25 protein-coding genes are annotated in these 25,520 nt (G+C 60.8%); 13 read left to right on the forward strand and 12 right to left on the reverse strand.

Features of this window, described 5'->3' with window-relative positions:
* Window positions 1–666 (forward strand): FAD binding domain-containing protein (locus ACPYOP_RS25200; protein WP_481413007.1); only part of this gene is annotated, 666 nt, incomplete at its 5' end.
* Window positions 667–669: 3 nt separating this feature from the next.
* A complete protein-coding gene (xdhB, locus tag ACPYOP_RS25205; protein WP_481413008.1) occupies window positions 670–3,006 on the forward strand; it encodes a xanthine dehydrogenase molybdopterin binding subunit in 2,337 nt (778 codons plus the stop codon).
* A 403-nt stretch (window positions 3,007–3,409) separates the two neighbouring features.
* Here the strand turns inward: xdhB and ACPYOP_RS25210 are convergent, their stop codons facing one another.
* Complete coding sequence (locus tag ACPYOP_RS25210; RefSeq protein ID WP_481413009.1) at window positions 3,410–3,613, reverse strand: hypothetical protein; 204 nt, start codon at window positions 3,611–3,613, stop codon at window positions 3,410–3,412.
* Window positions 3,614–3,715: 102 nt separating this feature from the next.
* On the opposite strand from ACPYOP_RS25210, the gene ACPYOP_RS25215 reads away from it, so the two are divergent.
* On the forward strand, window positions 3,716–4,612 hold the full coding sequence (locus ACPYOP_RS25215; protein WP_481413010.1) for a LysR substrate-binding domain-containing protein: 897 nt from the start codon (window positions 3,716–3,718) through the stop codon (window positions 4,610–4,612).
* 3 nt (window positions 4,613–4,615) lie between these two features.
* On the opposite strand, the gene ACPYOP_RS25220 is transcribed toward ACPYOP_RS25215, so the two are convergent.
* On the reverse strand, window positions 4,616–4,951 hold the full coding sequence (locus ACPYOP_RS25220; RefSeq protein WP_481413011.1) for a hypothetical protein: 336 nt from the start codon (window positions 4,949–4,951) through the stop codon (window positions 4,616–4,618).
* 215 nt (window positions 4,952–5,166) lie between these two features.
* On the opposite strand from ACPYOP_RS25220, the gene puuD reads away from it, so the two are divergent.
* The 5 genes from puuD to ACPYOP_RS25245 all read left to right on the forward strand — a co-directional run bounded on the left by puuD (window position 5,167) and on the right by ACPYOP_RS25245 (window position 9,693).
* Entirely contained in the window at window positions 5,167–6,405 is a 1,239-nt protein-coding gene (gene puuD, locus ACPYOP_RS25225) for a urate hydroxylase PuuD (protein WP_481413012.1), read from the forward strand.
* On the forward strand, window positions 6,402–7,709 hold the full coding sequence (guaD, locus tag ACPYOP_RS25230) for a guanine deaminase (protein WP_481413013.1): 1,308 nt from the start codon (window positions 6,402–6,404) through the stop codon (window positions 7,707–7,709). The genes puuD and guaD overlap by 4 nt, the downstream gene beginning before the upstream one ends.
* A gap of 31 nt (window positions 7,710–7,740) precedes the next feature.
* The gene (locus tag ACPYOP_RS25235; protein ID WP_481413055.1) at window positions 7,741–8,058 is read left to right on the forward strand and encodes a type II toxin-antitoxin system HigB family toxin; all 318 of its coding nucleotides are present in this window, start codon (window positions 7,741–7,743) and stop codon (window positions 8,056–8,058) included.
* Window positions 8,055–8,477, forward strand: a complete 423-nt coding sequence (locus ACPYOP_RS25240) for a DUF1508 domain-containing protein (RefSeq protein WP_481413014.1) — start codon at window positions 8,055–8,057, stop codon at window positions 8,475–8,477. Before ACPYOP_RS25235 ends, ACPYOP_RS25240 begins: the two co-directional genes overlap by 4 nt.
* Window positions 8,478–8,553: 76 nt before the next feature.
* A complete protein-coding gene (locus tag ACPYOP_RS25245; protein WP_481413015.1) occupies window positions 8,554–9,693 on the forward strand; it encodes an alpha-hydroxy acid oxidase in 1,140 nt (379 codons plus the stop codon).
* On the opposite strand, the gene ACPYOP_RS25250 is transcribed toward ACPYOP_RS25245, so the two are convergent.
* From ACPYOP_RS25250 to ACPYOP_RS25285, 8 genes are all read right to left on the reverse strand, one after another.
* Window positions 9,690–10,430: a metallophosphoesterase family protein gene (locus ACPYOP_RS25250; protein ID WP_481413016.1), complete on the reverse strand. Its 741-nt coding sequence runs from the start codon at window positions 10,428–10,430 to the stop codon at window positions 9,690–9,692. The two genes, ACPYOP_RS25245 and ACPYOP_RS25250, sit on opposite strands and share 4 nt — an antisense overlap.
* A 3-nt stretch (window positions 10,431–10,433) precedes the next feature.
* Window positions 10,434–10,790 (reverse strand): hydroxyisourate hydrolase, encoded by a 357-nt coding sequence (uraH, locus tag ACPYOP_RS25255; RefSeq protein ID WP_481413017.1) that lies wholly within the window; start codon window positions 10,788–10,790, stop codon window positions 10,434–10,436.
* A complete protein-coding gene (locus tag ACPYOP_RS25260; RefSeq protein WP_481413018.1) occupies window positions 10,787–11,287 on the reverse strand; it encodes an ureidoglycolate lyase in 501 nt (166 codons plus the stop codon). The genes uraH and ACPYOP_RS25260 overlap by 4 nt, the downstream gene beginning before the upstream one ends.
* 7 nt (window positions 11,288–11,294) lie before the next feature.
* The gene (locus ACPYOP_RS25265; protein ID WP_481413019.1) at window positions 11,295–11,657 is read right to left on the reverse strand and encodes a HepT-like ribonuclease domain-containing protein; all 363 of its coding nucleotides are present in this window, start codon (window positions 11,655–11,657) and stop codon (window positions 11,295–11,297) included.
* Between the two features lie 60 nt (window positions 11,658–11,717).
* Window positions 11,718–12,215: a 2-oxo-4-hydroxy-4-carboxy-5-ureidoimidazoline decarboxylase gene (uraD, locus tag ACPYOP_RS25270; RefSeq protein ID WP_481413020.1), complete on the reverse strand. Its 498-nt coding sequence runs from the start codon at window positions 12,213–12,215 to the stop codon at window positions 11,718–11,720.
* A gap of 1 nt (window position 12,216) precedes the next feature.
* Window positions 12,217–13,140 (reverse strand): allantoinase PuuE, encoded by a 924-nt coding sequence (gene puuE, locus ACPYOP_RS25275; RefSeq protein WP_481413021.1) that lies wholly within the window; start codon window positions 13,138–13,140, stop codon window positions 12,217–12,219.
* 105 nt (window positions 13,141–13,245) lie between these two features.
* Complete coding sequence (locus tag ACPYOP_RS25280; protein WP_481413022.1) at window positions 13,246–13,953, reverse strand: DUF1045 domain-containing protein; 708 nt, start codon at window positions 13,951–13,953, stop codon at window positions 13,246–13,248.
* Between the two features lie 102 nt (window positions 13,954–14,055).
* A complete protein-coding gene (locus ACPYOP_RS25285) occupies window positions 14,056–15,240 on the reverse strand; it encodes an NAD(P)/FAD-dependent oxidoreductase (RefSeq protein ID WP_481413023.1) in 1,185 nt (394 codons plus the stop codon).
* Here ACPYOP_RS25285 and mnmC2 point away from each other — a divergent pair.
* Window positions 15,239–15,973 (forward strand): tRNA (5-methylaminomethyl-2-thiouridine)(34)-methyltransferase MnmC2, encoded by a 735-nt coding sequence (mnmC2, locus tag ACPYOP_RS25290; RefSeq protein ID WP_481413024.1) that lies wholly within the window; start codon window positions 15,239–15,241, stop codon window positions 15,971–15,973. The genes ACPYOP_RS25285 and mnmC2 overlap by 2 nt on opposite strands.
* Window positions 15,974–16,018: 45 nt before the next feature.
* Here mnmC2 and ACPYOP_RS25295 read toward each other — a convergent pair whose 3' ends face one another.
* On the reverse strand, window positions 16,019–16,954 hold the full coding sequence (locus ACPYOP_RS25295) for an AraC family transcriptional regulator (protein ID WP_481413025.1): 936 nt from the start codon (window positions 16,952–16,954) through the stop codon (window positions 16,019–16,021).
* A gap of 77 nt (window positions 16,955–17,031) precedes the next feature.
* Here ACPYOP_RS25295 and ACPYOP_RS25300 point away from each other — a divergent pair, with 77 nt between their 5' ends.
* On the forward strand, window positions 17,032–17,859 hold the full coding sequence (locus ACPYOP_RS25300; RefSeq protein ID WP_481413026.1) for an oxidoreductase: 828 nt from the start codon (window positions 17,032–17,034) through the stop codon (window positions 17,857–17,859).
* Window positions 17,860–17,926: 67 nt separating this feature from the next.
* Here the strand turns inward: ACPYOP_RS25300 and ACPYOP_RS25305 are convergent, their stop codons facing one another.
* Window positions 17,927–21,175 carry a response regulator gene (locus ACPYOP_RS25305; RefSeq protein ID WP_481413027.1) on the reverse strand — a complete coding sequence of 1,083 codons (3,249 nt, stop codon included), beginning with the start codon at window positions 21,173–21,175 and terminating at the stop codon, window positions 17,927–17,929.
* Between the two features lie 216 nt (window positions 21,176–21,391).
* Here ACPYOP_RS25305 and ACPYOP_RS25310 point away from each other — a divergent pair, with 216 nt between their 5' ends.
* The 3 genes from ACPYOP_RS25310 (at window position 21,392) to ACPYOP_RS25320 (ending at window position 25,476) form a co-directional block, all read left to right on the forward strand.
* Complete coding sequence (locus ACPYOP_RS25310; RefSeq protein WP_481413028.1) at window positions 21,392–22,978, forward strand: trimethylamine methyltransferase family protein; 1,587 nt, start codon at window positions 21,392–21,394, stop codon at window positions 22,976–22,978.
* A 145-nt stretch (window positions 22,979–23,123) separates the two neighbouring features.
* A complete protein-coding gene (locus ACPYOP_RS25315; RefSeq protein ID WP_481413029.1) occupies window positions 23,124–23,441 on the forward strand; it encodes a hypothetical protein in 318 nt (105 codons plus the stop codon).
* A gap of 331 nt (window positions 23,442–23,772) precedes the next feature.
* Window positions 23,773–25,476, forward strand: a complete 1,704-nt coding sequence (locus ACPYOP_RS25320) for a DEAD/DEAH box helicase (protein ID WP_481413030.1) — start codon at window positions 23,773–23,775, stop codon at window positions 25,474–25,476.
* Window positions 25,477–25,520: the final 44 nt, after the last annotated feature.

A 25,520-nucleotide genomic window follows, 5' to 3' on the forward strand; every position in this document is an offset into this window, starting at 1 on the left:
ACCTATAGCCGCGCCTTTGCTGTGATCAGTGAAAAGATCCCGGCATTTACCAAGCTCATCAACCGCATCGGCGGCGAGCAGGTGCGCAATATGGGCACCATCGGCGGCAATATCGCCAACGGCTCGCCGATCGGCGACATGCCGCCGCCGCTGATCGCGCTCGGCGCAACCGTCAAACTTCGCTCGACGGCAGGCACGCGCAGCCTGCCGGTGGAGGATTTCTTCATCGATTACGGCAAGCAGGATCGCAATCCCGGCGAGTTCGTGGAAAGCATCTTTGTACCCTACCCCGCCGATGATGCGCATTTTGCCGTCTACAAGATCTCCAAGCGCCGCGACGAGGATATTTCGGCCGCTTGCGGCGCTTTCCATCTGTCATTGGATTCAGCCGGTAATGTCGCAGATATCAGCATCGCCTTCGGCGGCATGGCCGGTACCCCGAAGCGCGCCCGCACCGTCGAGGCCGAATTGATCGGCAAGCCGTGGACGGAAGCAGCCGTTATGGCCGCACGCGACGCCTTCGACGCCGACTACACACCGCTCACCGATTGGCGCGCCTCGGCCGAATACCGCCAGCTAACCGCCAAGAACCTCCTCATCCGCTTCTATCTGGAAACATCGGGTGCGCCGCAGGAATTGAAGCGTTTCGCGACGGCGGAGGTCTGAGCCATGGACAAATCCACCTTCGAAGAGCGCAAGGTCATCAACGGCTCGATGCATGGGTCGCTGAAGCATGATTCGGCACATAAGCATGTGACCGGAGCCGCCGATTATATCGACGATATTCCCGAGCCCGCTGGCCTGCTGCACGGCGCGCTCGGCCTTTCCGATCGCGCCCATGCCGAGATCGCCGGCATCGATCTGTCGGCCGTCAAAGCCTATCCCGGTGTCGTCTGGGTCTTCACCGGTGCCGATATCCCCGGCGTCAACGATACCAGCTCCAACGGCATGCATGACGAACCGCTGCTTGCCGAGACCAAAGTCGAATTCCACGGACAGCCGATCTTCGCTGTCATCGCGGAGACCCGCGATGCTGCCCGCCGCGCCGCCCGCCTCGTCAAGATCGATTATCGCGATCTGCCGCATTGGAGCGATATCGATGGTGCGCTCGCCAATGGCGCACCGCTCGTCTACGAGCCGATGACCCTGAAGCGCGGCGAGCCCGAAACCGAGATGGCCAACGCCAAGCACCGGATCAAGGCGCAGATGCGCATCGGCGGTCAGGAGCACTTCTATCTCGAGAGCCACATCGCCATGGCAATCCCCGGCGAGGACGATGAAGTCGCCGTCTGGTCATCGACGCAGCATCCGAGTGAGATCCAGCATATCGTCGGCCATGCGCTGAACATTCCGTCCAATGCCGTGACAGTCAATGTGCGCCGCATGGGCGGCGGCTTCGGCGGCAAGGAAACGCAGGGAAACCAGTTTGCCGCACTCGCAGCCGTCGCCGCCAAAAAGCTCGGCCGTGCCGTGAAATTCCGTCCCGACCGCGATGAGGACATGAGCGCGACCGGCAAGCGGCACGACTTCCTGGTGGATTACGAAGTCGGCTTCGACGACGAAGGCCACATCCATGCCGTCGATGCCAACTATGCCGCACGCTGCGGCTTCTCCTCCGATCTTTCCGGCCCGGTCACCGACCGTGCGCTCTTCCATGCGGATTCCAGCTATTTCTATCCGCATGTGCATCTGGTCTCGAAGCCGCTGAAGACGCATACCGTCTCCAACACCGCCTTCCGTGGCTTTGGCGGCCCGCAGGGCATGGTCGGCGGCGAGCGCATGATCGAGGAGATTGCCTATGCGCTGGGCAAGGATCCGCTGGAGGTCCGTCGCGCCAATTTCTATGGCCAGCCGGGCTCCGGCCGGACGCTGACCCCCTATCATCAGGAGATCACCGACAACATCATCGACCGCGTCGTGGACGAGCTGGAACAGACCTCCGACTATCAGGCACGCCGCAACGCCATCCTCGAGTTCAACCGCTCCAGCCGCTTCATCCGCAAGGGGATTGCGCTGACGCCGGTAAAATTCGGCATCTCCTTCACCATGACCGCCTTCAACCAGGCAGGCGCTCTGGTGCATATCTATCAGGATGGCTCCATCCACCTGAACCATGGCGGCACCGAAATGGGCCAGGGCCTCTATACGAAGGTGGCCCAGGTTCTGGCCGACAGTTTCCAGGTCGATATCGACCGCGTGAAGATCACCGCGACGACCACAGGCAAGGTGCCGAATACATCGGCGACGGCCGCATCATCCGGCTCCGACCTCAACGGTATGGCGGCCTATGACGCCGCGCGGCAGATCAAGGAGCGGCTTATCGCCTTCGCGGCCGAGAAATGGGGCGTGGGTGCCGAGGAAGTGCAATTCCTGCCGAACCGCGTGCGTGTCGGCGAAGAGGAAATTCCCTTCCCGGATTTCGTCAAGCAGGCCTATTTCGCCCGCGTGCAGCTTTCGGCCGCCGGCTTCTACAAGACGCCGAAGATCCATTGGGATCGGAAGGCCGGCCGCGGCACGCCCTTTTATTACTTCTCCTATGGCGCCGCCTGCTCGGAAGTGTCGATCGACATGCTGACCGGTGAATATCTGATCGACCGCACCGACATCCTCCACGATGTCGGCCGCTCCCTCAACCCGGCGATCGATATCGGCCAGGTCGAAGGCGCTTTCGTACAGGGCATGGGCTGGCTGACGACCGAAGAGCTCTGGTGGGATGCCAAAGGCCGACTGCGCACGCACGCGCCGTCGACCTACAAAATCCCGCTCGCCTCCGACCGTCCGAAGATCTTCAACGTGCGGCTGACGGAATGGTCCGAAAATACGGAGGCCACCATCGGCCGCTCCAAGGCCGTCGGCGAGCCGCCCTTCATGCTCAGCATATCCGTGCTTGAAGCGTTGTCGATGGCGGTGGCCAGCGTCGCGGATTATCGCATCTGCCCACGCCTCGATGCCCCGGCAACGCCTGAACGGGTGCTGATGGCGGTCGAGCGACTGAAGGGGATGTGAGGCCTTCCCGGCAAAGGCTTTCTCTCACTGCGATAGTGGCCAATAGCGTGCCGAGAACCGCAAGAGAAGACCGCATGTGCCGCAAGTATACCCCCCTCTGTCACTGACGTGACATCTCCCCCACAAGGGGGGGAGATTGGTAACTCGTAGCTTCTACGCGTACCAAACGAGCATTGTGCCTGTAGAAACTATGTTGCGATGTTTTCTTAGGCGGTACGGTAAACTCCCAACGATCTCCCCCCTTGTGGGGGAGATGTCACGAAGTGACAGAGGGGGGTGCACACTCTCCACACCTCAGCCCTCTCATCTCTTGTCGCCGTTCCTCAAAGCCTTCCGTACCAGCGCCGCACGCCATCCTCATCCAGATCGGCGCTAAAGGACCAGATCCGGAGGGCCATTCCGCCTACAGCACCTGCCTGTCATCATAACGCGGCTCGCGCCCGTCGAGAAATCCAAGGTCACGCTTCAGGCGGTCCGGCATCTCGTCGAGATCGAGATGCGGCGACGGCTCTGCATGCTTCCCAAAGGCCTGCGTTAACGATTCCAGAAGACGTTCCAGAACCGTGGGCCTAGCTGCTTGCACCTGCTCCACAACATAGCAATCCATGACAACACCTCAATCAGATCAGCGATATGAATTGCAGTTTGTCGCGAAAAATGCTGAAATTCCAATCGAACTATCATCTACATACATAAAGAGAACTTATCCATGAAGCTATCGAAGCGCTTCCCGCTGAATGCCCTGCGCGTCTTCGAAGCCGCGGCCCGGCTCGGCAGCTTCACCCGCGCCGGCGAGGAACTCGGCATGACGCAGACGGCTGTCAGCTATCAAATCAAGTTGCTTGAGGAGACGACGGGCGAGCCCCTATTCCTGCGCCGTCCACGGCAAATTCTATTGACCGAGGCCGGAGAGCAACTCGCACCAAAAGTCGCGGAAGCCTTTGGCATGCTGCAGGAGGCCATGGCCTCCATCAGCGGCGACGCCGAGACCACCCTCCATATCCATTCTACCCCCACCTTCGCATCCCAATGGCTGGCACGTCATATCGGTACGTTCCAGCTCAAGCACCCCAAGATCGCCGTTCGCCTCGCTACGTCAGCCTCGATCATCGATTTCGCCCAGGAGCCTGCCGATATTGCCATACGCGTCGGGCGCGGAGCATGGCCCGGCTTGCGCGCGCACCTGCTGATGAGGATGCATTTCACGCCCATGCTGAGCCCGGCCCTGGCCGAGACGATCGGCGGCGTGCACGAGCCTGCCGATCTCCTCAAACTGCGCATCATCGATGCCGGTGATCCATGGTGGGTCCAATGGTTCCAGGAGGCAGGCGTACCGGATCCCGGCCTTCAGGGCAGGCCGCGCAGCCGCCTCGGCGCACAATCATTCGAAGCAAGTGCGGCCATAGCCGGCCAGGGTGTCGCCGTGCTGACCCCTGAATTCTACGCGGATGATCTGGCCTCCGGACAGCTTATCCAGCCCTTCGATCTTCTTTCGACAGACGGGTCCGACTATTGGATCGCCTATCCGGAGAACAGGCGTCATACACCGCGCATCCGCGCATTCAGGGACTGGATCCTCGGCGAATTCGGCATGCCGCTGGAATAACGCTCAATCAGACATATCGGGCGCATAGAAACAGCGCGGCGTATTCTCGTCCGGAAACAGGCAAAGGTGATAGGCTCCATCCGGCGAGCGCATCGTCTTGCCCTGCGGCAGATTGAAGATATGCGCATGCGTTACGTAGCGATGGTCGCCAGGATTGAGCGTCACTCGATAGCCTCCCGGCACGATGGTGACGGTGCGCGATGGGATCATCTCGCAATCGCCTGTCTTGCTGTCGCCACTGCAACAATAAGGATCGTAGGACCAACCGGAGGGCGCCTCATGCGCCAGGGCGAAGGCTACGGAGAGAAGAAAAAATACGAACGCCAGAATACCACGCATGGGCAATTCTCCGTCGAAAAAATAGACGGCTGCCGCGGACACGGCCCGCTCCAAGCAGCCGAAGGCATTTTAATAAAAACTACCATAATCTGATCTAATGCGCCCTGGGCGCCAGACAAGGCCGCGGCTTTTTACCCGCACATCAAACGCCCCCTCTTCCATACGCTGTTAACATTCTGCAAGGTGTCGAGTCGGAGGAAGAAAAGGGGAACTGAATGTATGAATACGCCATAGCGTGGGAGTGGCTGGCCTTTGCTGCCCGCTGGTTCCACGTCATAACCGCCATTGCCTGGATCGGTTCGTCCTTCTACTTCATTGCGCTCGATCTCGGGCTGGTGAAGCGCCCGCATCTTCCGCCCGGCGCCTATGGCGAGGAATGGCAGGTTCACGGCGGCGGCTTTTATCATATCCAGAAATATCTCGTCGCCCCCGCGCAGATGCCGGAGCATCTGACCTGGTTCAAATATGAGAGCTATTTCACCTGGCTTTCCGGCTTCCTGATGCTGTGCATCGTCTATTACGGCGGCGCCGATCTCTTCCTCATCGACCGGCATGTGCTCGATGTCAGCGTCCCCGTCGCGATCCTGATTTCACTCGCCTCGCTTGCCGGCGGCTGGATCGTCTACGATCTGCTCTGCAAATCGCCGCTCGGCAACAATACTTGGGGGCTGATGATCGTGCTCTATGCCGTGCTGGTCTTCATGGCCTGGGGCTATACGCACCTTTTCACCGGCCGCGCCGCCTTCCTCCATCTCGGCGCTTTCACGGCAACGATCATGTCCGCCAACGTCTTCATGATTATCATTCCCAACCAGAAGATCGTGGTCGCCGATCTCATTGCCGGCCGCACACCGGACCCCAAATACGGCCGCATCGCCAAGCAGCGCTCGCTGCACAACAACTACCTGACGCTACCTGTCATCTTCTTCATGCTGTCGAACCATTATCCGCTGGCCTTCGGCACGGCCTATAATTGGGTGATCGCGGCGCTGGTGTTCCTGATGGGTGTCACCATCCGCCATTGGTTCAACACTACGCATGCCCGCAAGGGCCGCCCGACCTGGACCTGGATCGTCACAGTCGTCCTCTTTATCGTCATCATGTGGCTTTCAACCGTTCCGAAGGTGCTGACTGGCGAAAAAGAAGCCAACGCCGTCTCTCCTGCCTTCCAGCAGTTCGCCTCTGACGTCCATTTCCCAGCCGTCAAGCAAATGGTCTCCGCCCGCTGTTCCATGTGTCATGCGGCCGAGCCCGTCTATGAGGGGATTGTGCGCGCGCCGAAAGGCGTAACGCTGGAAAATGACGCGGAAATCGCTATGCATGCCCGGGAGATCTATATCCAGGCCGGCCGCAGCCACGCCATGCCGCCCGGCAACGTCACCGACGTCACGCCGGAGGAGCGCAAGCTGCTGGTCGCCTGGTTCGAAAGCTCCATCGGAGAAAAGAGCCAATGACCACCCTTCTGCGCGGCCGCCTGCTTTCCTTCAAGCGCCTGCCGCAAAGCCTCGACGACACGGACAGCTACGCTTACGAAAGCGATGGCGGCCTGCTGGTCGAGAATGGCATAATCGTCGCCACCGGCCCCTATGCTGATATCAAGGCGCAGGCGCCGGACGGCGTCACTGAAATCGACCATCGTCCGCACCTGATCCTGCCGGGTTTCATCGACATGCACCTGCATTTCCCGCAGATGCAGGTGATCGCCTCCTATGCCGCCAACCTCTTGGAATGGCTGAATACCTATACTTTCCCCGAGGAATGCCGCTTCGTCGAAAGCGCGCATGCGCAGCGTATAGCCACCCATTTCTACGACGAGATGATCCGCCACGGTACGACGACGGCCGTCGCCTATTGTTCGGTGCACAAGACCTCCGCCGACGCCTATTTTGCCGAAGCCATGCGTCGCAACATGCGTATGGTCGGCGGCAAGGTGATGATGGACCGCAACGCTCCCCAGGGTCTGCTCGACACGCCCGAGATGGGCTACGACGAAACCCGCCAGGTGATATCAGACTGGCACGGCAAGGGCCGCAACCACGTCGCCATCACGCCGCGCTTCGCCATTACCTCCACGCCGGCGCAGATGGAGGCGACCGCGACCCTCGCGCGCGAATTCCCGGATCTGCATATTCAGACGCATCTTTCCGAGAACCACGACGAGATCAAGTTCACCTGCGAGCTCTATCCGGACGCGATCGACTACACCGACATTTACGCCCACTACGGGTTGCTCGGTCCTAAAAGCCTGTTCGGCCACGCGATCCACCTTTCCGAGCGCGAAGCCGATGCCATGAGCGAGGCCGGCGCCGTCGCCGTCCACTGCCCGACCTCCAACCTCTTCCTCGGCTCCGGCCTCTTCCCGCTGAAGGTGCTCGCTCGCCGCGAAAAGCCAGTGCGCATCGGCGTTGCCACCGATATCGGCGGCGGCTCCAGCTATTCGATGCTCCGCACCATGGATGAAGCCTACAAGATCCAGCAGCTTCTCGGCGAACGGCTGAACCCGCTGGAAAGCTATTACTACATGACGCGCGGCAACGCCGAGGCCCTGTTACTTGCCGACAAGATTGGCACGCTCGACCCCGGCACCGAAGCCGACTTCATTGTCCTCAACGCCGCCGCAACGCCGGCCATGGCGCTGAAGATGGAGGTGACGAAGAGCCTCACCGAAGAGCTGTTCCTGCTGCAGACCATGGGCGACGACCGCGCCGTCGCCGAAACCTACGTCGCTGGAAAGCCGATGAAATCAGCTTTAGGTTGAACAAAATTACTCAAAATGATATCGCGTGGCGATGCGAATTATCTCACGCCGAACACTAAAGGAATTTACCGCGAGTTTGGCGGGACACCGGGATCACGCCGCGGTTAAGACTGCCATTGACAGCTGGTTTGCCGAAGTGAGTAAGGCAACCTGGAATAGCGCCTCGGATGTGAGGAAATTGTTTGCAACAGCAAGCATCATCAATGCTGAGCGCATTGTCTTCAACATCAAGGGAAATGACTATAGGCTTGTCGTTGCGATTGACTATGAAAAATCCATTATTTGGATAAAATGGATTGGTTCGCACAGAGACTACGACCGGATTGATGTCTCGAAGGTGAAAATATGATTGAGTTGAAGCCCATCCGTTCCAGCGACGATTACGAGGAAGCCTTGGAACTGTTTTCGACGCTTTGGGGCGCCAAGAGCGGCACTCCGGAGGGGGATAAGCTTGACATCCTTGCAACCTTGCTAGACGCCTACGAGACCGAACACTTTCCGATGGACAAGCCCAGCCCAGAGGCTATCGCAGCGTTCCGTGCCGAGCAAAGAAACGACGGAGAATCTAGCTCCGTAACGTCAAACGGCAAACATGTTTTCCGGGTGGTCAGAAATGAGGATGGTGGCTTCTTCTATCTCTTTGTCTCTCCGAATGGCGAAATCATTCTCCAGTCGGAGATTTTCAACTCCAAAGCTGCCGCGTTGAAAGCAATCGAGGCATTGAAAGCGAGCATTCCGGATTCGAAAGTATCCGATCAAGCCGCTTGAGCGGGCTTCCAAGCGCAGTTGTCTCCCCCCAATTCCAAGCCTCGCTCAGAGCACAAATCTATCGAGAAATATTGCCATGACCGCGCCGCTTACCATCGCCGAACTGAAGACGCTTGCCCGGCGGCGCGTCCCGAAAATGTTCTTTCAATATGCCGATTCCGGCTCCTGGACGGAATCGACCTATGAGGCGAACGAGGCGGATTTCGCCAGGATCAAGCTGCGCCAGCGCGTTCTCGTCGACATGTCCGACCGGTCGCTGGCGACCAGCATGGTCGGCCAGAAGGCTTCCATGCCGGTTGCGCTGGCACCGACCGGCCTTACCGGCATGCAACACGCCGATGGCGAGATGCTGGCGGCGCGCGCGGCGGAGGAATTCGGCGTTCCCTTCACGCTCTCGACAATGAGCATCTGCTCGATCGAGGACATCGCTTCGGTGACGAAACAGCCCTTTTGGTTCCAGCTCTACGTGATGAAGGATCGCGATTTCGTCCTGAACCTGATCCATCGCGCCAAGGCGGCGAAATGCTCGGCGCTGGTGCTGACGGCCGACCTGCAGATCCTCGGCCAACGCCATAACGACATCCGCAACGGGCTTTCAGCGCCGCCGAGATTCACGATGAAGAATCTCTGGCAGATGGCGACGCGGCCGGGCTGGTGCATGAACATGCTGAAGACCAAGCGCCATTCCTTCGGCAATGTCATCGGTCATGCCAAGGATATTTCCGACATGACGACGCTGTCGCATTGGACGCATTCGCAATTCGACCCCAAGCTGTCCTGGGACGATGTCGCCTGGGTCAAGAAGCAATGGGGTGGCCCACTGATCATCAAGGGCATTCTCGACGTCGAGGATGCGAAAGCGGCCGTCGATACCGGCGCCGACGCCATCATCGTCTCCAACCATGGCGGCCGGCAGCTCGACGGCGCCCCCTCCTCCATCAGCATGCTGCCAAGGATCGTCGACGCGGTGGGCGACCAGATCGAGGTGCATATGGATGGCGGTATCCGCTCCGGCCAGGACGTGCTTAAGGCCGTCGCGCTCGGCGCCAAGGGCACCTTCATCGGCCGCCCTTTCCTCTATGGTCTCGGCGCCATGGGCAAGGAGGGCGTCACACTCGCGCTCGAGATCATCCGCAAGGAACTGGATATCTCCATGGCGCTGTGCGGCAAGCGGGATATCAAGGCAGTGGATCGGACTATTATCGCTGATCTCTAGCGCAGCCAGCCCGTCGCCAAGCCGCTCGCCCACTCCGCACGGCCATTCTGCGCCGCCAGTCTCGCCATCGCCATGTGATCGTAGGCGACCTGCCGGAAGATCGGCAGCCAGTTATCGCCGGTCTTCTCCAGAATGGCGTAGGAGGCAAAGCGGTTTCCGACTTCAACCTTGTGATATCTAGGTAGGTCGTCGTCATAGGCGGGGCAGCCGACGCTGCCGGGATTGACGATCAGGCGGCCATCGGAGAGCTGGACGGCACGCGGAATATGGGTATGTCCACAGAGGATCAGCGGAAAATCGATGCCGGCGGCCAGCGCCTCGATTTCCTCGATCGGCTTCAGATGGACATGACCGTCCACTGAGACGGATTCCAGCCAGTAGACGTTATCGGACGTCGGCGTGGCGTGGCAAAGATAGGTCTCGTTTTGATAAATCGTGCTGAAGGGCAAGCCGCGCAGCCAATTGAAATGGTGCTCAGCAAGTTCCGAATGTGCGGCCCGGTCCGAAACATGCATGGCCTCAGGGGCTTGCTCGATCAAATACCGGTCATGATTGCCGCATACCGTCAGCGCATTCAGCGCCAGCAGCATATCGGCCGTCTTGCCAGCCGTCAGCGGCCCGCTGAAGCAATCGCCGAGATTGACGATCTCCGTGATGTCCTGCTTCCTGATATCCTCAAGCACCGCCTCGAGCGCCAGATGATTGCCGTGAATGTCCGCGATCGCAGCAAAGCGCAAGTCTCAGCTCCCGCGATAGGTGGAATAGCCGTAGGGCGATATCAGCAGCGGCACATGGTAATGCGCCGTCGTATCGGCGATGCCGAAGCGGATCGGTACGAGATCTAGAAAAGCCGGCTCCGGCAGCTTGGTGCCGCTGGCCCGCAGATAATCTCCGGCGCGGAACAGCAGTTCGTAAGTGCCGGCAATGAAGCTGTCGCCGATCAGGATGGGGCCGCCATCCACGCGTCCGTCGGCATTGGTCGTGACCGTCTTCAGATGCTTACGGGCGTCGCCCTCGATCCTGAAGAGATCGATCACCAGGCCTTCGGCCGGCTTGCCGAGGGCGGTATCGAGCACATGAGTGGTCAGTCCGGTCATAGCGTTGGCGCTCCGATGATGTAGGGCGTTTCGAAGAAATATTCCTCCAGATTGTTTCCTGCTCCGTCGCGATCGACAACAAGGAAATCACTCTGCTCTCCGAGCGCCATCAGCGGATAATGCCAGCTATTGACCCGATAGTTCACACCCTGGTCGCCGCTCGCCAGGAAAACCTGTGGCTTGCCGGGCCTGCCGCTCTCATCCTGAGCGACGACGACCAGAAACGGCCGGCCTTTCAGCGGCACGAAACATTGGCTGCCGAAAGGATGGCGCTCCATCATCTCGATCGTGAAGGGAAAGGCGCGCGGCTGGCCGCGAAAGAGGTTCAGGATGACCCGTGCCCCGTCGCCTATGGCTTCGGCAGCGGACAGCGCATGGAAGCGCTCCGTCGTACCGCCATTGATGAACCGCATCGTTGCGGGATCGGCCTCAATCACATCGCCGAAAGGTGCAAACGCGGCCTTCGTCAGTGGATGAATTTCAAGATGCTGTGTCATTCTATGATCATTCGCCTTCCGCTCGCCAATGGCGAATGGAATCCAGTTGTGAGAGCAATTCCGGAAGAGATTTTTGCGCGATGTCCCACAGGGCCGTCACCTCGATGTCGAAATAGCCCTGCGCAATTCTACTCCTGAAGTCGTGCATCTCATGCCAAGGCAGTTCTGGATGGTCAACGACGAATTCCGGATACTCCTCCGCAATGCGCGCGGCCGCCTCGCCGATCATCAGGAGGGTCATGCCGACGGCGCGCTGCTTCCCGACATTCTTGAAAAACGCGCCTTGATCAATTCCGCGAAGGAACTGACCTGCCTCGGATACAGCTCGCTGCATGTGATCTAGGTGGGCGATTAGCCGATCCAGGCTCATAGGACACAGCCCCAGTTTGTGAAATACCAAGTCATGAGCGGCGTGGAAAACAGCTCGCCGTCAGCCTACGGGAAGCATGGATTGCAGGCGCAGCAAAGCGATCTTTTCGACCTGAGCCGCCGCGGTCGCGAATTCCGCATCCCGATCATTGTCAACACGCGTTTCGAAGGCAGCGAGGATATCGTCCTTGCCGAGCCCCTTGACCGCGATGATGAAGGGAAAGCCGAATTTCGTCACATAGGCGGCATTGAGTTCGGTGAATCGCGCATGCTCCTCGGGGCTTAGCCGATCGAGGCCCGCACCGGCCTGCTCCTTGCGGCTGTCTTCCGTCAATTCGCCGGCAATAGCCAGCCGGCCCGCCAAGTCGGGATGGGCCCGCAGTACGCCAAGCCGCTCCTCCTCGCTGGCGGCACGGAAGAACTGCACCAAAGCGGCATGCACGCCGCTCGAGGTCAACGGCTCGGCAATGGCACCGGCATCATAGGCGCGCTCGGCGATGAAGGGAGAATGCTCGAAGACGCCGCCGAAGCGGCCGACAAAATCGGCCCGCGATATCATGTCAACGCTCGCCCCCTGGCATATGATGCTCATGCCAGTGGTTGGCGATGTCGATACGCTTCGGCATCCAGACCTTGTCGTGCTTCTGCACATATTCGATGAAGCGCCGCAACGCGGCAGCACGGCCGGGACGGCCGACCAGGCGGCAATGCAGGCCGACGGACATCATCTTCGGGCTGCCCTGCTTGCCCTCTTCATAGAGCGTGTCAAACGCATCCTTGAGATAGGTGAAGAACTGGTCGCCGGAATTGAAGCCCTGCGGCGTGGCAAAGCGCATATCATTGGTTTCGAGCGTATAGGGGATGATCAGGAACGGCTTGCCGTTCAAACCATCGACCCAGAAGGGCAGATCGTCGGCATAGGAGTCGGAGGAATAGAGGAACCCACCCTCCTCCATGACGAGCCGCAGCGTATTGTCCGAAGGCTTGCCCTGATACATTCCGTAGGGCCGCTCGCCGGTGAGTTCGGTGTGCAGCCGCACGGCCTCGAGAATGTGCTTGCGCTCCAGATCCTCCGGGAAATCCTTGTATTCCAGCCAGCGATAGCCGTGGCTGGCAATCTCCCAGCCGGCTTCCTTCATCGCGGCAACCGCCTCCGGATTGCGTGCCATGGCAAGCGTTACACCATAGACGGTAGCCTGCACCTTGAGCTCCGTGAACATGCGCCACAACCGCCAGAAGCCGGCACGCGCGCCGTATTCGTAAATCGATTCCATGTTGAGATTGCGCTGGTTCGGCCAAGGTGCCGCGCCAACGATCTCGGAGAGCAGGTTTTCGGAAGCCGGATCGCCGTCGAGAATGCAGCTTTCACCGCCCTCTTCGTAGTTGATCACGAACTGCACCGCGATGCGGGCATCACCGGGCCATTTGGGATCCGGCGTGTTACGGCCGTAGCCGATGAGATTGCGGGAGTAATTTTCCGACATTGAAGCACCTTCTCTGATCAGCGGACGGTAGCATCCATGCCAGGAAAGTCGAGACGGAAAGTGGGAAAATCACTTTCTCTTCAATGGCGAGCCCGCCGCGCTAGCCTACGCGATCTTCCGGGCGCTGATCTTTCCCATCGGGTGCAGCGAATGCACACGGAAGGGACCACCGGAACCGTCTTCCATCATCAACGCGATATTGGATACCGGGACCGGTGCGGCAAGCGCCGGCTCGAAGAAGTCGCGCAATGACCGCTCCATGCGCTGCAGATCAGCCGGGCCGACAGTGCCCGTCAGCATCATCTGAAAGCGGAACTCGTCCATTACATGCGGATGACCCCAGCGGTGCAGGTTGGCGAATTGCGTCGCCGAAAGGCCGTCCGGATCGATGCGCTCGATCTCCGCCTCGGTCAATGGCGCGCGATACTGGTCGAAGGCCTGAACCAGGGATGCCGCCAGGAAATGCATCTGCTGACTGGGGGCGGATGCGACGAGGCCCAGCGCTCCGCCAAGCCGCGCGACCTCCAGCCGAGGGATTTCAAAAGGCGCGACGGAGCCGGAAAACCGCATGAGATCGCGCAACATCGCGGCCTCGGACATATCTTCCACCAGCCGGAAGGGCGCCTTCAGCAAGCCCATGAAACCATAACGGCGGGGAACGGCGGTATAGAAGGCAATCTCGTGTATGCCGAGCCCGCGAATGGCAGGCGGATCGACCATCTCGCCGGAATAGACATTGCGGCCGAGCCAATTTGCCGCCGCAAGCGTCAGCGGATCACTCGCGGACGGCGTGAAGCAAATGGCGTAACGCATAAATTCCTCCAAGGCACGATAGACCGGCTGACCGGCATGGGCTCACGGCCAAGGAGATAGGTGATTTGCGTGACAGATTGACGACCCAAAAGGAGCATGAATTCACGTTTTATGTGATATGACTGAAATATGACTTGCTAAAGTGAAACTCTGCGGCAACTGGAAGCTACAAGGCATGTCCGCCGCCTCCCGCACCGCCGCCTCGGCCAGCCGATGCGCCAATCCGAAACTCACCTTGAAGCCGCCCGTCAATGCGATCAGCGACGGGTGGTCGGGATGCGCGCCCACCATCGGATCGCGATCGACCGCCTTCGGCCGCAGGCCGGCCCAGCGTTCCACCACCTCCGCGCCGGCCAGCATCGGCGCCATGGCGCGCGCTGCGATAAGCAGATCGTCTAGCTGCCCATCGGTCGACAGCGGGTCGTCAAAACGATTCTCGCTCGTGCTGCCGACCGCGACCAGTCCGTTCTCATGCGGAACGATGTAGAGGCCATCCCGGAAAATAACCGGGAGGCCCCCATCGACATCGGCCTTCAGCATGGCCGCCTGTCCCTTGACCGGTTGGCCAAGCGAGGACTTGCGGCCTGCCGTCAACGCGTCGAGGATCGGAAACGACCGATGCCCCGCGGCAAGGATACAGCGTCCGAAGCGGATATCGCCCTCGCTCGTCCGCGCGAGCCCCCCATCCGGATCGATGCTTTCGACTGCAACGCCCTCGGCCAGCCGGACATGTAGTGCCCCCATAAGAGATCTCTGAAGCACATTCAGCAAAGCACGCGGAGCAACCCGCGCCGCAAGCGTATCGAAGACGAAGCCGCTTTCGCCGGCTGCGGGATCGATCCAGCCTGGAACAGGCGCCGCATCGAGCACATGCCAGTGAAACCGGCGCTCCTCATGCTGCCAATGCGTTTCCGCATCCCGGGAATGCCCAAATGCGATCTGCCGTAGATGCGGTTTCGGCAGCGGGATCAGCCGGCCGGCGCGACGGTAGCCCGCCGAAAGCCCCGTCTCCGCCTCCAATGTTGCGACTTCCTCTTCCAGAGCCACCAGCGCATCAAACTGAAACTGCTTCTTCTCAGACCATTTATCCGGCATGTGCGGCATCAGCGCCCCAAGCAGGCCGCCGCTCGCCCCTTGCCCGAAATGGCCGGCTTCGACGAGCAGGGCCTGAATGCCGAGACGCTCGGCGTGAACGGCTGCCCACAGGCCCATGATCCCTCCGCCGACGATCAACAGATCGACGGACGATTGACCGACGGGTCGTGTGGGATTATCGGCTCTTTCCATGACAGATCCAGTTTCCGATCGGACTGAAGCGTCCGAAACCAATGCGGCAAGCCCGGAGCTCGAATGGCGCGACGGCGATATGCCCTATTCGACGGCCTTTGGCGACCATTTTTATTGCCAGACCGACGGCCGGCTGGAATGCGGCCACGTCTTCCTGGCCGGCAATGGCCTGCCCGCCCGCTGGCAGGAGCAGCAAAACTTGCTCATCGGCGAGCTCGGCTTCGGCACCGGCCTGAACTTCTGCGAGACCTGGCGCCAGTGGCGGCAGCAGGAGGGATCGGGTTCGCAACTGCATTTCATGTCGTTCGAACTCTATCCCATGCGTGCGGACGAGATCGACCGTGCTCTGTCGCACTGGCCGGAAATCGATCGCGAACGTCAAGCCCTTGTTGCCGCCTGGCCTGACGATCCGCAAGGCATAGTCTCGCTGGCGCTCGATCAAAACACGCGCCTCAGCGTCGTCTGCGGCTCGGCGCTGGAGGGAGTGAACCTCGCGCAATCAGGCTTCGATGCCTGGTATCTCGACGGCTTCGCACCGTCGCGCAATGCCGACATGTGGTCGCCCGAGCTGATGCGGGCCCTCTACGACAAGACAGCTCCCGGCGGCACCTTCGCCACCTACGCAGCCGCGGGCTTCGTGCGCCGAAACCTGCAGGCGGCTGGATTTATCGTCGAGCGACGCAAGGGCTTCGCCGGCAAGCGGGAAATGCTCTGCGGCGTCAAGCCGGCCTGAGGTCGGGGCTCATTTCGCAAGCGGGACGATGACCGTCGCCGGGGATCAAGCCAGCTCACCCAAATGCTGGCGAACCCAATTGGCCTCCTCCGATGCCGTACGCCGAAAGTGCCGTTTAAAGTCACGGCTGAACTGGGCGGGACTGGCGTAGCCGACCGATGCCGCGACCTCCGAGATCGTCCTGTCGTGGCGCGCGAGCATCAGCCGCGCCTCATGGAGCCGCATCGCCTTTAAATACTGTATCGGACTGCTGCCCGTCAGAACCTTGAAATGGACGTGGTAGGAGGGGACGCTCATGCCTGCTTCCCGCGCCAGTACGGCGACCGAAATCTCGGAACTGTAGGTTTCGCGCAGCCGGGCCAGGCTTCGCACGATCCTCCCGGACGTGCCCCGTTGCTGCAGGGCAGAAATCACCGCACCGCCCTGCGGGCCGACAAGCACCCGGTAATGCAGCTCGCGCAGGATTCCTGCTCCCAGAACCGCGAGCTCGACGGGATCACCCAGCACCCGCAGCAGACGCAGCACGACGTCCTCGATAACCGGCTCCATTGTGCTCGATATCAGACTTCGCACCTTGTCGGCCTTCGGTTCGGAAACCCTCATCCCCATTTCCGAGGCGATCTCCGCAGCCAGAAGCATGTCGAACTCGACATAGACGGCAAGCAAGGGGCGTTCTGCGCTGGCCGAGGACTCCATCCGAAACGGAACAGGCACCGATACTGCCAGATAGTGCTCCTCATCGTAGAGATACACCTCGCCCTCAAGCATACCCTGCTTTCGGCCTTGCAACACGAATACCGCACCCGGTTTATAGAGCACGGGAACGTCGTGAAGGACCGTCTCGGTCCTGAGAATGCGCACGCCGGCAAGCCCAGTCGGGTTGTATCCCTGGCGAGGAGCAAGAAGTCCCGCCAGCTCCACCAGTTCCTGACGCTTCGACTTCCCATTCTCCATCTTCATAGGATTTGGCAAGGTATTCATAGTTTTCGCGATCGCCGACAGCAGTTTCGAAGATTATCAGTCATCAGCATCAACCAATCAAGAAGAGAACGCCAAACATGTCACGAAAAACCTTCTTCATCACCGGCGCGAACTCCGGCTTCGGCTTCGCGATCGCAGCGGCCGCGAGCCGCCAAGGCCATAAGGTTATCGGCACCGTCCGCTCTGAACAGTCGCGGGCAGCTTTTGCGGAACGCCTGCCGGCGGCACGGTCCGTCCTATGTGATGTGACGGAGTTCGACCGGATAGCCGACATCGCTCAACAGGTCGAAGACGAGCATGGACCGGTCGACGTGCTGATCAACAATGCCGGCTACGGTCACGAGGGGATCCTCGAGGAGTCGTCCCTCGAGGAAATGCGGCGTCAGTTCGACGTGAACGTCTTCGGCGCCGTCGCGGTCGCTAAAGCCTTTCTGCCGCGCTTTCGCGAAAGGTGCAGCGGCTTCATCGTCAACGTGACCTCGATGGGCGGCATGATCACCATGCCCGGCATCGCCTATTACTGCGGAAGCAAATTCGCCCTTCAAGGCATTTCGGAAGTCATGCGTGCGGAGATGGCGCCATTCGGCGTTCGAGTAACCGCCCTATGCCCCGGCTCTTTCCGGACGGACTGGGCCGGGCGCTCGATGATCCGGACCGAGCGCTCGATCGCGGACTATGACGCGCTGTTCGATCCGATCCGGCAGGCCAGGCAATCTAAAAGCGGCAAGCAGCTCGGCGATCCGGACAAGCTCGCAGCAGCCGTATTGGACCTGATCGAGTCCGATACGCCTCCGCCGCAGCTCCTGCTCGGCAGCGATGCCCTCGGCCTTGTGACGGACAAGATCGAGCGCCTCAAACAGGAGATCGAAGCATGGAAATCCGTGACCGTGTCGACGGATGGCTGAGAGCACCCGCCGTCGCGATGGCCGAAAGCCGTCATCGAGCCTTGCGCTCGGCCTATCGAGCTGAATCTTAGCTGTTGGAGCGATCGGCCTGGAAAACCGCGTCGCCGAGATAGCGCTCAATCTTCGCCTCGAGAAGTTCGGGGCTGATCGGTTTCGACAGGCAGTCGTCCATGCCCGCCTGCATGCATGCGATGCGATCGACGTCCAATGCCTGTGCAGTCACCCCGATGATGGGCACATGCCGTCCCTGCTCGGTCTGCGCTTCGAATTGCCGGATCATGCGCGTTGCCTGATGGCCGTTCATGACCGGCATGGAAACATCCATCAGGATCAGCGACGGCCGCAATTGACGCCATGTGTCCACCGCCGCCTGGCCGTTCTCAACGACGAGGAAGCGAAGCCCGGTCGCCTGCAGGATCTGCGTGAAGACGATCTGGTTCACCTCGTTGTCCTCGGCCACGAGAACGTCGATGGCGTTGCCGGGGCTGGTCGGCGTTATCCGGTCGGTGGCCTCGATCGCAGCTGCAGCCTCGGCCTCTAGCGGCAACGGCCGGGCAGCGGAGCCCGGCTGCTCGTCTGCGTTTTTCCGCCGCGACGCGCGCACGACATCGATGATCGTGTTGCGCAGCACATTGGCACGCACGGGTTTCATCAGATGCGCCTGACCGTTGACGGTGGTAAAATCCTTGTCGCGACCGGCGACGCCCATCGATGTCAGAAATACGATCGGCAGCGCCTCGAAGCGTGGGTCGGCGCGCACCGCATTTGCGATCTGATAACCGCTCATGCCGGGCATGCTGTAGTCGACGATGATCGCGTCGACCGGTACGCCCATGTCGAAAGCGGCATCCAGAATGGCAAGCGCGGTCTTGCCGTCCTCGGCCGCGTGGCTGTCGAAACCCCATTGCGCCAATTGCTCAGCCAATATGCGCCGATGGATCTCGTCGTCTTCCACGATCAGGATCCCGGCGCGCTTCACGTTGGCCGGCAGTTCCGGGACCTTGCCGCGTGGGGCGACCAGCGGCATGGGCAGATGAACCGTGAAAACCGATCCCTTGCCCCATTCGCTCTCGACCGACAGCGAACCGCCGAAAAGATCGACGAGGCCTGCCGTAATGGCAAGGCCCAGACCCGACCCTTCGAGGCGCCGCGCAAAGGAAGAATCCGCCAGCGAGAATTTATCGAAGATCGTATCGAGCTTCTCGGCGGGAATGCCGATCCCGGTATCTTCGATGCGGAGCACGAGCAATATGTCGTCGTCCGGCGCGGATTGGCTGTCCAGCTCCACCAGCACGTGGCCGCGTTCGGTGAACTTGATCGCATTGCCGACGAGATTGGTCACGATCTGGCGGAAGCGGCCGGCATCGCCAAGCGTTGCCGCCGGCACGCCCGGAGCAATGCGCACCATCAGCTCGATATTCTTTTCAGACGCGGCGGCGGCCAGTAGCGTCGCTATGTCTTCGACCGCTTCGGCGGGGTCGAATGCCATCTTGCGCAGATGCATATCGCCGGTGTCGATGCGCGAAAAATCGAGAATGTCGTTGATGATGGTCAGCAATGCATTGCCCGATTTGACGATGATATCGACAAAGGTCTTTTGCCGCGGATCGAGATCCGTCTTGCCAAGCAGCTCCGCCATGCCGAGCACGCCGTTCATCGGCGTGCGGATTTCATGGCTCATATGGGTCAGGAATTCGGATTTCGCCCGATCTGCGGCATTGCTGCGCGCCAGCAGCAGCTGCAGGTCCGCCTCGCGTTCCTTCATCTCGGTGACATCGGTAAACACCACCGTCCAGCGGCGATGCTCGCCGATCGCGGCGCCGAGCTGTATCCAGCGGTCGCCGACGACCTGGAACACGCACGAGATCGGCTTGCCCGCCGCAACGCTCTCCGCCCATGATTCCCTGAGACCCTCGGAACCATTGCCAAAGTCACCGCGTTCCGCGCAATAGTCGAACGCCGCTGACCAGTCCCTGCCCACCTCGGTGAGCTCGGCCGGCAGTTTCAGCATGTCCTTGAGCCGATCGTTGGCCAGCAGGATCGCGCCATCCTGGACGATCAGCAGGCCTTGCGACATGGCCTGCATGGCATCCGCCATCAACTCACCGAGGTGTTCCAGCGCCAGCCGCGTCTCGGTGATCTCCCTGGATTGCTGCTTCACGGAAGAAATATCCATGTAGGACATCAATGTCCGGCCATTGGAAATCTGGCGCGCATCGATGATGACGGATTTGCCGTCGGCAAAGTTCACTTCCGTCTGTAGATGCTCGCCGCCCTTGCGCAGCTTGGCCAGCCACGCCTGATATATGTCGTCGACGCTGCGGCCATCGGCACCGAAGCGTGCCAACTCGTAGTGCTTTGCGATGATATCGCGATAGGGGCGGCCTCCGAAGTGCTCGTCCTTCGAATATTCCCAGATGTCGTAGAAGGCATCGTTGACGTATTCGACGATATGGTCGCCGTTGTGGATCAGGACGCCGATCGGCATCGAGCGGAGGATATTGTCGAGATCCTGATGCAGCGCTTCGGCACGGGCCTGCGCCTCGATGAGCTGCATCTCGCGCTGCTTCAGCGCCGAAGTATCCGTGACCGAACCCACGGCGTAATGCTTGCCATCCGCCGTCGTCGCGCGGTTGAGGCAAATCTTCACCGGATGCGTCACCTGCTGCCGGTCGACGATTTCACTTTCGAATTCATGCCTCCGCCCTTCCTGCAGCACGGCTTCGTTTTCCACGAAGAAATCGTCGGCGCCGACGTCGAACATTTCATGCTCAGTCTTTCCGAGCATTTCGTCACGATCGAGCCCGGTAATATCGGCATGGGCCGCATTGGCATAAATCAAGCGATGGCTGGAATCGCGCACGAAGGTGGCAACCGGCAAGCCTTCCAGAACGCTGCGGAAAAAACCGGGCTCATCGGCCTCCCGTTGCACTGCCCCGGCAGCGGGGGCATCGCGCGCGACAGCCGGTGCGGCGAGGAACACCCCGAATATGTAGACACGGTCTTCAGACGGGGAAAAGCTCTCGATTTCCACGCGCAAACGCTGGCGGCCCGACGCATCGAAGCACAGCGCGACCTCCTCCGAACCGAAGACGAGAGCGCGACGCTCCTTGTCCTCCCTGTCGGCGCTCTCGCCAGCATCGAGGAGGTCCTGGCTACGATTGCCGATGAAATCGGAAATATCGCCGCCGAAAAAACGCGCATAGGCATCGTTGACGGCGACGTACCGAAGCTCGCTGTTCTTGATGTAGGCGGGCCTGTCCAGATTGGCGATCCGGCGGCACACTATGTCAAGCAGTTCACCGTCCAGGGTCAAACGGAGCCCCTCTTCTCACCGCGCATGATAGTTCATGAAACGACGCTCTAACACATTTGGCTTTAACAAGGCGTTAACCATGTTTAACCGCCACCGAAACGTCGCGTTCAGACTATGCACTATCCTATAACGGCCATGTCTTGGTCGCAAACGACGGCGGCACGCCGAGGCAAACTCTGCCAAGAATCCGTCAACGGATCATTGGGAGCGAGCGGTATGAGCGACGAAGCAAGCCTGACCTTGAACGAAGCGCAGGCCGCGGCAGTGACGGGCGAACGGCGGCGGCGGGCCGGCGGTCGCGGGGCCGAGCGCGGCCGCAAGCCGAGCGGCACGAAGTATCTCAATTTGGTCAATAATCTCGCTCGCACGGAACTCCTGTCGCCCGAGGCCCTGGACGATATTCACGAGGCGTCGCTGACCATCCTCGAAGAGATCGGCATGGATATCATCCTGCCGGAAGCGCGCGAGCGCATGAAGGCCGCCGGCGCCGACGTGACGCCCGGCAAGGAGCGCGTACGCTTCGACCGCGACCTAATCCTGGAGCTGATCGCCTCCGTTCCATCGACCTTCACCCTGCATGCCCGCAATCCGCTGAGAAACGTCGAGATCGGCGGCCGCAATCTCGTCTTCGCCCAGGTCGCCTCCGCGCCCTTCGTCGCGGACCGCGAAGGCGGCAGGAGAGCCGGAAATCAGGAGGATTTCCGCAAGCTCATCAAGCTCGCCCAGTCCTACGACGTCATCCATATGACCGGCGGCTATCCGGTCGAGCCCATCGATATCCATCCCTCGGTGCGCCATCTCGATTGCCTCTCCGATATCGTGAAGCTGACCGACAAGGCCTTCCACTGCTATTCGCTCGGCCAGCAGCGCAATCTCGACGCGATCGAGATCGCCCGCATCGGCCGCGGCATCGGCATGGAGCAGATGGAGCGCGAACCCTCACTCTTCACCGTCATCAACTCCTCATCGCCGCTGCGTCTCGACGGGCCGATGCTGCAGGGCATCATCGAAATGTCGTCGCGCGGTCAGGTGGTGGTCGTCACGCCCTTCACGCTGGCGGGCGCCATGGCGCCGGTGACGATTGCCGGCGCGCTGGTGCAACAGAATGCCGAGGCGCTCTGCGGCATCGCCTTTACGCAGATGGTGCGCAAGGGCGCGCCGGTCATGTATGGCGGCTTTACCTCGAATGTCGACATGAAGACGGGCGCGCCCGCTTTCGGCACGCCGGAATATATGAAGGCCGTCATCGCAGGCGGCCAGCTCGCCCGCCGCTACGGCATCCCCTACCGCACATCCAACACGAACGCCTCGAACACGCTCGATGCCCAGGCGGCCTACGAATCGGCGCTTTCTCTCTGGGCCTTGACCCAGGGCGGCGGCAATTTCGTACTCCATGCCGCCGGCTGGAGCGAGGGCGGCCTGACCGCCTCTTTCGAGAAATTCATCCTCGACGTCGACATGCTGCAGATGGTCGCCGAATTCCTGACGCCGCTCGACGTCAGCAGCGACGCCTTGGCGCTCGACGCCGTGCGCGATGTCGGTCCCGGCGGGCATTATTTCGGCACGGCCCACACGCTCGCCCGCTATGAAACCGCCTTCTATTCGCCGATCCTGTCGGACTGGCGTAACTACGAGACATGGACGGAAGCCGGACGGCCGACAACCTACGATCATGCCAACCGTATCTTCAAGGAAACGCTCGCGCGCTACGAACAGCCGCCGCTCGACGCTGCCATCGAGGAGGAGCTCGACGCCTTTGTCGCCAGACGCAAGAAGGAAGGCGGCGTCCCCACCGATTTTTAGTTGAAAATCAAAGGCTTTTACCGCCTCATCATGAACGAAATTTAATGTCGCGGCTCTCTTTTTAGTCGCGACTTCGCCCCCTTTCCCACGCACCTTCAAACTCGGCTTCGGCTGGGAGGCCGCTGTTTTTTGGAAAGGGATATCAATGTCTGTGCTTCGCACTTTAATGACGGCCGGTTTGATCGCGCTGACGCTTGGCAGCGCCACGGCCGTAACCACCACCAATGCCGGTGCCTCCGAACGCGGCGCCATTTTCGGCGGCCTTGCAGCCGGTGTCATCGGCGGCGCGCTGGCCGCCGAGGCGGTAAGACCTGCCTACCCGGTCTATCCTTCATACTATCCGGCTTATCCGGCCTATCGCACGTATTATGCTCCGGCCTATGTCCGCGCCTATCCGAGCTGCTATTGGGCATGGCGCCATGATGGCTGGGGTCGGCCCTATCGGGTCGAAGTCTGCCGCTGACGACGACGCAAGCTGCTTATGGCTTTCGCTATCGCCGTATCCGATCTCGATGCCGCCGGATTTCCGGCGGCATTTTCGTCTGCCTGTTGAAAGCTTTTTGCCCACACCTCTTGACTTTGGTCGCGAATAAGACCAAATGCGCCTCAGCTTTCACCTTCCGGCCGCCGCGTGAGCGTGCCCTGCGGGACAATCTGTACGCAAGAGAAGGACAAAAGCGCTTTTATGAATAAGGCCGCGCCAAGCGCTGCGGCCGATGCGCTGGAAAGCTATTTCCAACTTACAAGTTCCCACTTCACGCGGGGTTCTTGACGCCAGAGACAGACCGGACCGCATGGTGCGACCCGGCCTATTTGCTTTGGCGCCCCCGAAAGGTATTGAATTGACCGATTTTCACTCGCTTGGTCTCTCCAAGCAGATCGTCGATACGCTGTCGCAGAACAACTTCGCCACGCCGACGCCGATCCAGGCGCAGGCCATCCCCCTCGTTCTCCAGGGCCGCGATCTCATCGGCCTCGCCCAGACCGGCACTGGCAAGACTGCCGCCTTCGGCCTGCCGATCATCGAAATGCTGTTGAAGGATGCCAAGCGCCCCGACAACCGTACCGTCCGCACCCTGATCCTCGCCCCTACCCGCGAACTGGTGAACCAGATCGCCGATAACCTCCGCCTCTTCGTCCGCAAGACGGCGCTGAGGATCAATGTCGTGGTCGGCGGCGCTTCGATCAACAAGCAGCAACTGCAGCTCGAGCGCGGCACCGACATTCTGGTTGCTACCCCCGGCCGCCTGCTTGATCTCATCAGCCGCCGCGCCCTGTCGCTCGGCCAGGTCAGCTACCTCATCCTCGACGAAGCCGACCAGATGCTGGATCTCGGCTTCATCCACGATCTGCGCAAGATCTCGAAAATGGTCCCGGCCAAGCGCCAGACTATGCTGTTTTCAGCCACCATGCCGAAGGCGATCGCCGATCTCGCCGCCGACTATCTGACCAACCCGGTCAAGGTCGAAGTATCGCCTCCGGGTAAGGCCGCCGACAAGGTGGAGCAGCATGTCCACTTCGTTTCCGGCCAGAACCACAAGACCGAAATCCTGAAAGAAACGATTTCCGCCAATCCAGATGGCCGCGCCATGGTCTTCCTGCGCACCAAGCATGGTGCCGAGAAGCTGATGAAGCATCTCGAACACGTCGGCTTTGCCGCCGCCTCGATCCACGGCAACAAGAGCCAGGGTCAGCGCGAGCGCGCCCTCAAGGGCTTCCGTGACGGCGAAATCCGCGTTCTCGTCGCCACCGACGTTGCCGCGCGCGGCATCGACATCCCCGGCGTTTCACATGTCTATAACTACGACCTGCCGGAAGTGCCTGACGCCTATGTCCACCGCATCGGCCGCACCGCGCGTGCCGGCCGTGACGGCATCGCCATCGCCTTTTGTGCTCCTGATGAAATCCGCCTGCTGCGCGACATCGAGCGCCTGATGGGCATCGAGATTGCCGTTGCCAGCGGCGAAGCTCCGGCCGATCGCGGCCGCCCGGCTCGCGGCAACAACCGCGGCGGTAATCGTGGCGGCCAGGGCCAAGGTCAAGGTCGTGGTGGCGCAGGTCAGGGACGCCAGGAAGGCCGTCCCGCTCGCCCGGCTCGTCGTCCATTCCATGACAACGAAAACGGCGAAGCTCGCGGCCAGGCCGGTGAGCGCCAGGATCGCCGTCCCCGCGAAGATCGTCCGCAGCGTGAGAACAACCGCAATGCCGATTTCCGCGGCCAGCGCCGCAACGAGCAGACACCGCGCCCGGAAGTGGACAACGATCTCGTCTCCACTTCGGACTTTCGTCCCGCTCGCAAGCAGCACAACGGCCAGGCCAACGGCAATGGCGCCTCGCATGAGGGCGGCGCCCATCGCGGACAGCGCCACGCCCACGGCCGCCCCACGGGCCGCCACAATGAAGAGCGCAGCGCCCAGGGCGAACAGCGCAATGGCGGCAACGGCCGCATGAAGCGCCGCGGCCCCGGCAACGGTGGCCAGCGCCGCGAACGCGCCTGATACAGCAAGAGGGGGCCGATTGGCCCCCTTTTCGTTTCAGTAAA

The organism is Rhizobium sp. KNZ2-6A (assembly GCF_056755475.1).